Genomic DNA, 10,136 nt, shown 5'->3' with positions numbered 1-10,136 from the left:
TCTCGACTTTCACCTCAGCCCGGAGCGCCCCCTTCAGAATTTTCGGCTAGATTCCCTTTTGGCTAAGACGTTCAGCTTTTTTGTCCTGTACTGAGGACCGAGCCTCCTACTTTTCCCCTTACTCTTTTGAGCGCAGCGTTTCAACCTGTTTCGCTGCCCAATCTTTACGGTGGTTCAAGCCAGACATTCGGTTTCCCTAATCTTGGATGGTTAGCAGTGGTCTCGATTCTGGTGTTGGGTTACACCTCGGAGCCTTCCGTTCCCCGCTTCAGTCCTGGGGTTGTGATTCCCTAAACTGGGGGTGGCTATCGCCGTCACTCTCTACTTCCTGATTTCTCAGTTTGTCTATGACCTTGAGTTCCCTGCCTTGCTCAGATTTCTCCAAGCGTCGGGACATATAAACAGTTATGGGGATGTTCAGAGACGAGCCTCTTATATTCAACCAGGGAGTTGAAATCCCCATCAGGCGGTTATTTCGAGCATTGCAGCTCTATTTCATGCCTGAACGTCTCGCACCAACCTTGAAGATTGTAGCAAATCAGGGGCAGTTTTCGGCACTTTCATAATTTATCGCGCTCCAATGAGGTCTGGGTAGAGGGTACATTTTTAAAGAAAATGGTAGGCGGGAACGGCATTTCCCAGACTGAACTCCCATAGGTCGATGTTTTGTTGCTGTTGGGCGACCCACTCGACTAGGGCGACTTCTTGACTGCGGGGAATGAGTAAATAAATGCGTTCTGCGTCTTCGGTAGCTTTACCCTGAACTATGGGATATTTGCTGGCGATCGCATTTATAAAATCCTGCCACTGTTGTTCCTGTTGCTGTTCAAAATTGAGGCGCTGCTGGTGTAGACGTTTTTTCTGCAAAAAATAGTCCCGTCCCTTAGTTGGCGGCGCGGTGGTATCAGAAGATGGCTTCTCCTGGTTGAATGGTTGGGGGATAGCCTCCAGTAGGTACTCAGCCCGACCTGTTAATTTTTCTAATTGCCGAAAATAGCGATCGCCCTCTGTGGTCAGATGTTCGCACAATCTCGCCTCGGAATCAAAACAAGTCCCAAACCGCACAGGTAAAACGGTAGTTTCCTCAAATATCTGACACACAATCCGATCATGGGTCAAAACCGCCCGCATTAACTCTTCCTCATTGTCAGCCGAGAGATTTTCCGCCTGTAGGTTTGGTTCCACCACGGCGGCTAAAGCCCCAGCCTCCAGTAACACTACTGGTTCATAGATTCCCTGAACGGATTTCCAACTAATTGATTGACTCTTAATAAAGGCATATACATACATTTAGAGACACTCCTACCCATCGACAGCTTTTTTATCAAAAATCAGATTTATCCTAGGATATAGGCTCTAAGAAAGCCCCTAGGAGGCATTTTTTGGTGTATGGTGGTGGGCGGGGTAACTATGATATACCGGGCGTGAACCCGCGCCTACTTAACCCACTCCCAAACTAATACCAATTGTGCGAGTCCCGATCGCAAAATTGATTCAGTTATCATGGGTTCTTCCCAATCAATTTCTACCCCATCGATCCATATCCCCAATTCCGGCGACACATCTCGCAGTTGAGTAATAATTGCGTCGCTACAGATACCTACTTGCTGAAACCTTTGACCACCTAAGCATTGTACGGGACTGGGAGTATCGATCGCCGATGCTAGACCGCCATTATCAACTCCAGTCTGGTCAGGCTGCCAATCAATCACAGCACTTTCATCTAATATAGTACCTATCAACCGGGGAGGTTCACGGGTAGCGATATCAATTTCCCAATGATAGCCTGGGAAATCAGCACTTAAAATCGCCACTAATCTAAGGGTTCCTTTATACCATAGTTTACCCGGTTCGAGAACGCGGACAGTAATGCCACCAATAAGTCTAGCGATCGCCGCCGAACCTCTAACAGTATGCCACATCAGAGATTGGATCAACTGACTGAGGCTAACTTGAGGAATCATCACATAGCCATAAGGAGATGATTGGCGATTATCTTGAGATTCTGAGGCGATCGCTTCCACCAAATCCCAGGCTTTGCGAATCAGAAAACGATTAAATATATCTGGGGATAGTTTAGGTTCTGGGGAGGAAACCCGGCGATTTTTACTATGAGAAACCGATGATTGAGCCGGTTCATCCGCCGCCGCAAAATTCTCATAACTTAAACAGAATTTTTCCAGGGGAACCGCTATTTTCTGAATAATTCTTTCTTGAAAAGAACGACTAAAAATCATCATATCAGTGAGTTTCAGTTGACTTACCAATAAAAGGTATGGGGTCATTTCCTCGGAATCGTAACTACCTTCCATGGGATCATAATTAACCTCATTAACCTGATGGTTACTCCACAGCATCGAAGGATAATTAACTAAAAATTGAAATCCGAAATCTAATAATAGTTGACCGGGTTCCCAATTATATCCAGGTTCGAGAACTGCAATTGATTGTGATTTCCATAAATCCAGCGCCTCAAATTCTTGATTAATAATATTTTTAAGCTGCTCAAGCAGAGACTTGGCTGAACGAGGAACAGTACATAACTCACAGTCAAAAGACTGCACGATCGCATTATGATGTAAATTAAATTTAGGACTCTCACCCGTAGCCAGGTCTAAATCATATTGACCCTGGGGAGTTTTCAGGATTAAACTAGCTACCAGTCGCAAAACCCCTGGTTTTCTTGTACCTCGAGGGGAAGTTACCATCACCTCAATTCCAGTTAGCAGCGCCATAATATTTTCAGCACTACAGCCTAAGCGCCACAATAATAGGGTTTGCAAATCACCGAGAGTTACAATTTCCGATGGACTCTTATCCGATAAATTCCCGGACTTAGGGTAACTTTTTTCTGTGGTTTTTTGCCCTTCTAAAAAATGATGCCAAATATCCACCAGTTCCTCGGCAACGTAGGGAATCAGACGTTCTTCGGCGGCCAAAGGTGGCTCACTGGCGACAGAGAGGGAATCAGAGTTAATCTCAGCATTAGTCTGTAGGAGAGCATCAGATGATGAATCATTAACTAGCGATCGCAGACTAAATATCAGTTCTACCAACTTTTCCAGACTGTTAATTAAAGCGCCTGTTCCCACACCTTTACCCAAATCTCTGAGACGGGAAACATCAACTTTCACTAAAGTTAACTGTTGGGCGATCGACATATTTTTAGCCGTGGTACTATCGTCGCCATAGATAATTAGATCAGACATCAATGTCCTCCGATAATTCTTGTAAAGGTAAACCTAGACTATCCACTACCTTGATAGAGTACCCTGTTGAGGGAACTAAGGCTAAACCAGTTTGTTTCCAAGGTGCTAAGGCTGTAGCGACAGGACAGTTATACTCAACTAAACGATGACCTGACCAATTAAAAATTTGCATTTTTCCAGGTTCGATCGTCCAACCATAACCCCAGTCTGCCATAAATAAAGCTGTCGGGGGGGATGCTACAGCCACACGAATGACACTGAGAGGTTTAAGATTGATTTGCAGTAGGGTTAAGGGTTGATGCTGACATAAAGCCAGGATCGTATAAGGATGAGGGGTGGCGAATACTTGGTTAACATTGATGGGTAATTTTATGGTTCCCATGGGCGCACCTCGGCGACTGTACATCTGAAAAATAGTTTTCGGTGATGAGGGTTTAGTGTTTGACCAAGTAGCCAATAAATGCCGCCCATCAATAAAGGTTAATTGAGGTAGTATTTGTGTGGAAACGGAAATCACTTTTAGGAGTTTTACCGATGAGTGACCCTTATCGTCGGTGCTATGGTGGGGGTTAGTTAATCCTTTGGTGAGAGAGTAAAATCGCAGTTGACCAGGTACAGCGATCGTTAAATAGTCCCGTTGCCATTCTGGCAGTAGATGTGCCTGTCGGGAAGAGTTCAAATGAGATTGAACTACATCCTGGGATATACTCAGGGTAGTTTTTTTAATATTTGTGCCAGTGTCTTTAAAGATTTGGGGCAGAAACCCTAGAGATTGGGAGTCTGGCTGAGGACTGGAGTTATGCCACCAATGGAGATAATTATTGGTCAAAATATAACACCCATGAGACATGGGATATAAACTAACTACAGATTCTGATACGGTGAAGGATTGAGACTGTTGTTCTGTGTAGGACCAGGCGATCACATTGCTACCTGTGGCACTGTAGAGATGGGTCGGATTTGATGCTAGAAGGGGTTGGCTGTCAGAGGGGGGAGGGTTGTTGAATTTATGGGGGAGATCATAAAATTCCAGGGAGTCGATCGCATTGCTGTCCGGGTCTAGGGAGTCCGCCGCCTCCCCGGTTCTGGTCATCTGTGATGGCAAATACCAGGGAATTAAGCGATCGCCTATTTCTTGCACAGATGGATCAGCCATAGCCGCCTTTAAACTTTCCGCCATAGCGCCGGCGCTCGGAAAACGGCGGGCTGGCAGTTTTTCCAGGGATTTTTGTAATATATTTTGTAGGCACTCCGGCAAAAAAGTAGGCCGTTCAACTCGATGGTTCATGTGCGCCCACATAAGTTCACTAAATAAACCATGAAAGGGGCGATCGCCTACTAATAATTCATACAATACCACCCCCATAGCATATACATCAGATTGAGCCGAGTACATACCATAAAACCTTTCCGGGGCCATATAAGCCGGAGAACCCCCTGGCGATTGACTGGAAGAACCTATATCATGGTGACTGGGTAGACGACGAGCAATGCCAAAATCAGATAGTTTCGGCTGCCATTTACCAGCAACTATCGTCAGGAGTATATTCTCTGGTTTAAGATCACAGTGAATTATGCCCCGCTGATGAGCATAGTCTAAGCCTTCGAGTATCTCTACTATAATCTGTAGACCTTCGAGGAGTCCTAGAGTTTGATCACCCTCAATTAAACCCCGCAAAGTTCCAGCCTCACAGTAGTCCATCACTAGATAGCGCCCGTTTTGGATATGTTCCAAACCCAGACAGGCAGCAATGTTAGGATGCTGTAAACTAATGATATACCAAAGTTCTTGTAGGAACTGATTGGTTGGCGATCGCTCATGGCTCAATTCCTTGAGTGCCACCAATTTACCTTTTTGGCGATCGCTCGCGCAATAAACCTTCCCGTACTGTCCTTGTCCTACCAATCCCAAAATTCTATATTTAGAACGCTGCATAGCTTTAGCTAGTGTCCCCCCAAATCCAATTAAAATAGAAATGAATTTACAGTAAGCTGCTCCCACTTTTTGAATTTGTTCATATACAACCGAAGCTCACAGGATTACTATGTCATCTAAAATTGAGTCTCAACCCAATTCCCAATCAAATTATCCTGCTCCTACTAGAATCATACAATCTAGGAGCCAATATCAATCTTGCCATATTAATGTCCCTGATCTGGAACGACCTGTTCCTGCTATTTCTGTCGGTCAGGAATATTATAGTTTTTTTCGGGCCGTCCCCAACGCTGACAAAACCTTTGAGATTATAGCCAAATTGAGCAACATGGGGGAAAATACAGTTATTACTAGAGTACCCACAGCCTATGTGATTTGGGTCCTTGAACCCCAAGCGTCCCTATGTCAAAGGTAACCACCAGGGGAAAGACAACAGGGAAGGGGTCATTTAATTAAATCTGACACCCGATACCCTGTCAATTAAACCCTTAGTCCAGTGTCAATACACTAGCGCCCAACGCTATACTTTAACTAAATTACAATCAAGACTGAACCACATCATTATGGCTAAAGTTATTCGCCTCGAACCTATCGCTGAGGAGATGGAGGTTAAAACTAATTCTAACATTTTATCTGCTTTGCTTTCTAAAGAACTTCATGTCTTGAAAGAATGTGGCGGTCGTGGAATGTGCGCCACCTGTCATGTTTATATTAAAGATGGCATGGAGAGTCTGTCGCCAGTTAACCGACGAGAACAAAGAACCCTAGAAGTAATTACTACCGCCCAAAAAACATCCCGCCTCGCTTGTCAAGCCCACGTTCTCGGAGAGGGTATTGTCATTGAACTACCTTCCGGGATGTATATTAATGCTATTGAGGATGTGGAGTCTTTAATCGGAAGACGCGCCGAACAGGAACTCCTGCATCCTATTACCGGGGATGTAGTTGTGGAAACTGGTAAACTGATTACCCGCTCGATTATTAATCAACTCAAAGAAACTCAGTTCCAGGTTGGTGAGTATATGTCTCGTACTACAGATGCTAAATAAGTTTACACTTCACAGGGTTTGAGGATTGCCACCCCTCTCCCCCAACCTGGAAACCAGGGAGAGGGTATATTACTCGCAAAAAAACATCATTTTGTCGATGGTTTGTAAACTTTGCCATTGGGGAGGGTAGCCCCAGCCAGTTGAGCGCCTTTGAGTTCAACCCCCGCCAAAATAGCGGCGCGAAGATTAGCTTCTCGGAGGTCAGCCTTAGTTAAATTAGCTCCGGTAAGGTTCGCATCAGTTAAATCAACGCGATCGAGATAAGCGCCGCCTAGGTCAGCATGAATCAAGCAAGCACTTTGCAAATTAGCGCCACTGAGGTTAGCAGCACTAAGATTAGCTTCCATTAACAATGCACCCACTAAAGTAGCTTCACTCAAATAGGCTCCGGCTAGATTAATCCCAGTTAATAATTTTTGGCTCAGGTCCACCCCCCCCAAATCAGCACCACTGAGGTTAACCTTAGTGAGGTGAGCGCCATTAAGACAGATATCTCGCAAATAGGTTTTGCTGAGATTAGCTCTACTGAGGTTGGCTCTAGTTAGGTTAGCTTGATACAAATCAGCTTCTACCAGGGATGCTGAGTTGAGATAGGCATCTGTCAGGTTAGCACCACGCAAATTAGCACGACCAAGATTAGCTTTAGTTAAATCAGCTTCCGTCAAGTTAGCACCCATGAGATTAGCGCGAGTCATTTTGCACTCACTCAGATTGGCGGCGCTAAGGTTGACATCCTTGAGGTTAGCAGAACTTAGATCAGCTTGAAATAAGTCCGCCTCAGATAAATTAGCTTTAATTAAATAGGCACGAACAAAGTTAGCTGATTGTAAATTGCTTTTGGTTAAATTCGCGGAACTGAGATCAGCTTTGTGCAAATTGGTTTTGATAAAAATAGCCTCAGTTAAATCAGCCCAATTTAGATGAGCCGATTCTAGGTTGACACCACTTAAAGTTGCACCTTGTAGATTGGCTCCATTGAGACTAGACCCGCTGAGGTTAGCCCCAGTTAAGTTAGCTCCACTGAGGTTGACTTTACTTAGATTTGCTAAACTGAGATGAGCGCCGCTGAGATCGGCTTCACTAAAATCAGCCCCAATCAGTTGTGCTCTGTTATTGATCTGTGAGGCTCCTACGCCGATGGTAGAGATACTACTACTTTCGGGATGGTTCCTGGTGGTGAGGATAATGCCACGCAGGCTAATTCCTTTAAAGTTTCTCTCTCCTTCTGCATATCGACTGATAAGTTCTGTGGCATCCATAAGTTAGGGCAAAAATCAATCTGGTTTAACCTCCCCTCTGTTATCCAGACTTTTGTTGGCAGAGTTGCCGGAGAATAGTGTCATGGTCTTGATTTTCATCAACCATTGCTTCTGCACCCTTGAGACGATCGCTCAATCCCACAATAAAGCAGTTATAATCTGCCCCTAGGGATTGACAAGTCGTTTGCACACAATGCAAATCACGGCCAGTTAACTGGCTAAAAAATATGCTCAATAACCCCGCCTCTAGGTAGCAAACCGGCCGTTTCCATTCAGGAGCCCCCAGGCTAAAGGGGGAGTGAGTTGTCTTAATCAACAGAAATCCTTGTTGATTATAAGATCCATCTATTTCTAAAGTTCCCCAACCGTGAGTTTTCCAACATTGTTGTAAGCATTGAGTAAATTGTATCATTTCCATACTGCCCAGGGGCTGATGGTAATATTCGGCGATTTCTTCGCAAAATCTAACGTAAAAGTGTTTCCCCCACCAGCGACCACAGTTAAATAGTACCAGACGGGCGGCTTGACCTGTTTCTTGTTCTAAGCCCTTATAAATCGCTCTGACTAGGGTATCCGGTAGGGCTAAAATGCGATCGCCGCGCCGATTTTCTAATAAACCCAGTTCTAAATCACCCCTAACGTAACTATTGAATGCGAAGTAGTTACCGGGGAGTTGAGTTTGTCTAAGCAGTTCATCAATTTCGATCATCGTAGTTCTCCTTATTCTAAGTAATAAGCCATCGCCCGTCTGTAGAGGCTAATCTGAGTGATTCAGTAATGTTTCTTTCGCTAGATTTAGGTAATCTTCCAGGTAAATCATAGCTTTAGGAGAGAGCATTTCTTCCAGCTTACCTTGTAAAAGTTCATAAATTTTGGTTTCAATCGCTTGACTTTGGCGAGTCTTCACAAAACCTCTCAGCCAGTCCAATACATTATTTTTTAGGTACTCCGTATCATCTAGCAACATAGCCATGGCACAATGACGCATAATCAGAATCCAATGTTGTAGAGATTTTTCTACAATAGGCTGTTGTGCATCAGAAAAAGCCGTCTGTAATTTTTCCGCAATAGGTTCAAAAATCGTCGCTTCGCGATCGCGCAAAAATTCGTAGATCTTGAGTCTTTGAGCCAAAGTTGACGTATGGCGTTTAAATTCCTGAAGTTCTTCAGGTTTCAGATAGCGATTTTCAGCTTGAGTCAACAAGCTATTAACATCTGAGGACATAAGTTTTACCTAGGAATTATGGATGTGGAAGTTGGATTATGTGGTCAGATTTTCCCTGATAATTAACTTATAGTTTTAGAACAAATTTACCAGATCGTCGATGGTGACATCATTTTCTGTTTCTGGCGAATTTTCCGCGAAAGAAACCGATGATTTGCTGGGGAAGACTCCCACTTCTGGTGTGCCTTCCCAGACAAACCGATTAAAAAATTCCGCCACAGAAATGCTCAACGTTTCTAAGTCTTCACCCCCCGTATTATTGGGGCTGCTGGAACTTTGGCTAGTTCCTTGCCAGTTAAGATTATTGAAGAATTCCTGAACAGAAATAGATAGCCAGTCCTTGGGTTGGTCAGTCATTATCTTCGCTTTCCATCTTGTAATTTCCGTTGAATGTCGCGGGCTGTTGCTCCTTCGTTAAGCCAGAATGCTGCTGCATCAATGCGATCGGGGTTGCCCAGTAGAAATTTACAGTAAGTTTCCCCCATCGAGTAGCATTGCAGTTCAATGCAACTGAGGGGTTTTTTAACCAGCGTGCTAAAAAATCCCGAAAATAGCCCAGCGTAGATGTGACAGACAGGTTTTCCCACATCTCCGAGACTACGAGCCACAGCCGAGTCGAATAGGTTAATAAAAATGCAGCCATGTTGGCGATCGCTCATATCTACCTCCCATCGTCCCCAACCTTGGGCCGTAAAGGGCCACCACCAGGTTTCTAACAGGAACATGAGGTTAGACTTGCGGATACTACGGCCAAATTCTTCCTCAAACCATTTTTGGAAAAATTCCGCATCTTCTAGTCCCCACTGATGTCCAATCGTGTACATAATCACTGATGAAGCTGGACCAACTTCTTCTTCCAATCCTTCTACCAGACCAATAATAAAATCTTCGCTGGTGAGGATATTGCGGGAGTTATTCCAATCCGTGATCGAACCCGTGGACGATTCCAGGCTAAAAAAATCTTGAAATCTATAATGGTTATGAGCCTTGGGATTATAGCGTTTCAGCAGAGATTCTGTCTGAATTTCGTTGGTAGCCGGGGAAGTTGAGGTCATTTGTATAATACTCCTTTTTAACAGGGGTGGATCCAAAGTAGACTCAAATAAGTTTCTTAATTTTAGGGGATTTTTAGATCCAGTAGGGTTGAAGGAACCGAATACCCATAGCTGGCCAACAGATATCAATCAGCTGATACCCTATCAGTCCCTAGGCTGACCGGAAGTAGATACCCGCCTATTGTTACTGCCATCTATTCTGGCTGATATTCCTGGCTGCGACCCCTAGAGTCATGCTTTGCACCCCAAAGAGCCCCCATAATAGGTCAATTCATCCCTTGACCCCAAGGAATCCTGTTACAGCCTGTTCAGAAATCATCTGATCACCTCTCAAAGTCCCTCTCCCTCTCTGGGAGCCAGATTTAGAAGGAATCCTGTTACAGCCTGTTCAGAAATCATCTGA

Annotated in this window: 10 protein-coding genes; 2 read left to right on the top strand and 8 right to left on the bottom strand. The window is 44.5% G+C overall.

Translation table 11 applies throughout. The annotated features are described in order from the left end of the window. Nucleotides 1-606: 606 nt before the first annotated feature. The 3 genes from P5683_RS19620 to P5683_RS19610 all read right to left on the bottom strand — a co-directional run bounded on the left by P5683_RS19620 (nucleotide 607) and on the right by P5683_RS19610 (nucleotide 5,145). The gene (locus P5683_RS19620; protein ID WP_006617801.1) at nucleotides 607-1,290 is read right to left on the bottom strand and encodes a GvpL/GvpF family gas vesicle protein; all 684 of its coding nucleotides are present in this window, start codon (nucleotides 1,288-1,290) and stop codon (nucleotides 607-609) included. 146 nt (nucleotides 1,291-1,436) lie between these two features. Continuing rightward, nucleotides 1,437-3,209 (bottom strand): hypothetical protein, encoded by a 1,773-nt coding sequence (locus P5683_RS19615; protein ID WP_006621113.1) that lies wholly within the window; start codon nucleotides 3,207-3,209, stop codon nucleotides 1,437-1,439. Then, on the bottom strand, nucleotides 3,202-5,145 hold the full coding sequence (locus P5683_RS19610; protein WP_008048920.1) for a serine/threonine-protein kinase: 1,944 nt from the start codon (nucleotides 5,143-5,145) through the stop codon (nucleotides 3,202-3,204). The genes P5683_RS19615 and P5683_RS19610 overlap by 8 nt, the downstream gene beginning before the upstream one ends. Before the next feature lie 109 nt (nucleotides 5,146-5,254). Here P5683_RS19610 and P5683_RS19605 point away from each other — a divergent pair, with 109 nt between their 5' ends. Together P5683_RS19605 and P5683_RS19600 are read left to right on the top strand one after the other, a co-directional pair. Next, nucleotides 5,255-5,560 carry a hypothetical protein gene (locus tag P5683_RS19605; protein ID WP_006621115.1) on the top strand — a complete coding sequence of 102 codons (306 nt, stop codon included), beginning with the start codon at nucleotides 5,255-5,257 and terminating at the stop codon, nucleotides 5,558-5,560. Nucleotides 5,561-5,708: 148 nt separating this feature from the next. Then, nucleotides 5,709-6,194: a 2Fe-2S iron-sulfur cluster-binding protein gene (locus P5683_RS19600; RefSeq protein ID WP_006621116.1), complete on the top strand. Its 486-nt coding sequence runs from the start codon at nucleotides 5,709-5,711 to the stop codon at nucleotides 6,192-6,194. An 86-nt stretch (nucleotides 6,195-6,280) separates the two neighbouring features. Here P5683_RS19600 and P5683_RS19595 read toward each other — a convergent pair whose 3' ends face one another. The 5 genes from P5683_RS19595 to P5683_RS19575 form a co-directional block, all read right to left on the bottom strand. Beyond that, nucleotides 6,281-7,453: a pentapeptide repeat-containing protein gene (locus P5683_RS19595; protein ID WP_006621117.1), complete on the bottom strand. Its 1,173-nt coding sequence runs from the start codon at nucleotides 7,451-7,453 to the stop codon at nucleotides 6,281-6,283. Nucleotides 7,454-7,493: 40 nt separating this feature from the next. Next, the gene (locus P5683_RS19590) at nucleotides 7,494-8,162 is read right to left on the bottom strand and encodes a V4R domain-containing protein (protein ID WP_006621118.1); all 669 of its coding nucleotides are present in this window, start codon (nucleotides 8,160-8,162) and stop codon (nucleotides 7,494-7,496) included. 48 nt (nucleotides 8,163-8,210) lie between these two features. Further along, a complete protein-coding gene (locus P5683_RS19585; protein WP_006669883.1) occupies nucleotides 8,211-8,678 on the bottom strand; it encodes a phycobilisome protein in 468 nt (155 codons plus the stop codon). 75 nt (nucleotides 8,679-8,753) lie between these two features. Beyond that, a complete protein-coding gene (locus P5683_RS19580; RefSeq protein ID WP_006621120.1) occupies nucleotides 8,754-9,035 on the bottom strand; it encodes a hypothetical protein in 282 nt (93 codons plus the stop codon). Then, complete coding sequence (locus P5683_RS19575) at nucleotides 9,035-9,733, bottom strand: V4R domain-containing protein (RefSeq protein ID WP_006669884.1); 699 nt, start codon at nucleotides 9,731-9,733, stop codon at nucleotides 9,035-9,037. Before P5683_RS19575 ends, P5683_RS19580 begins: the two co-directional genes overlap by 1 nt. Between the last annotated feature and the right edge of the window lie 403 nt (nucleotides 9,734-10,136).

Source organism: Limnospira sp. PMC 1279.21 (assembly GCF_032349615.1).
GTDB lineage: Bacteria > Cyanobacteriota > Cyanobacteriia > Cyanobacteriales > Microcoleaceae > Limnospira > Limnospira fusiformis.
This window is presented reverse-complemented; position numbering and strand designations above follow the sequence as displayed.

Bases quoted from the DNA above. Each gene is read 5' to 3' on its own strand.
- P5683_RS19610 (WP_008048920.1), bottom strand. From the start codon at position 5,145: ATGCAGCGTTCTAAATATAGAATTTTGGGATTGGTAGGACAAGGACAG.
- P5683_RS19620 (WP_006617801.1), bottom strand. From the start codon at position 1,290: ATGTATGTATATGCCTTTATTAAGAGTCAATCAATTAGTTGGAAATCC.
- P5683_RS19595 (WP_006621117.1), bottom strand. From the start codon at position 7,453: ATGGATGCCACAGAACTTATCAGTCGATATGCAGAAGGAGAGAGAAAC.
- P5683_RS19585 (WP_006669883.1), bottom strand. From the start codon at position 8,678: ATGTCCTCAGATGTTAATAGCTTGTTGACTCAAGCTGAAAATCGCTAT.
- P5683_RS19600 (WP_006621116.1), top strand. From the start codon at position 5,709: ATGGCTAAAGTTATTCGCCTCGAACCTATCGCTGAGGAGATGGAGGTT.
- P5683_RS19605 (WP_006621115.1), top strand. From the start codon at position 5,255: ATGTCATCTAAAATTGAGTCTCAACCCAATTCCCAATCAAATTATCCT.
- P5683_RS19615 (WP_006621113.1), bottom strand. From the start codon at position 3,209: ATGTCTGATCTAATTATCTATGGCGACGATAGTACCACGGCTAAAAAT.
- P5683_RS19590 (WP_006621118.1), bottom strand. From the start codon at position 8,162: ATGATCGAAATTGATGAACTGCTTAGACAAACTCAACTCCCCGGTAAC.
- P5683_RS19580 (WP_006621120.1), bottom strand. From the start codon at position 9,035: ATGACTGACCAACCCAAGGACTGGCTATCTATTTCTGTTCAGGAATTC.
- P5683_RS19575 (WP_006669884.1), bottom strand. From the start codon at position 9,733: ATGACCTCAACTTCCCCGGCTACCAACGAAATTCAGACAGAATCTCTG.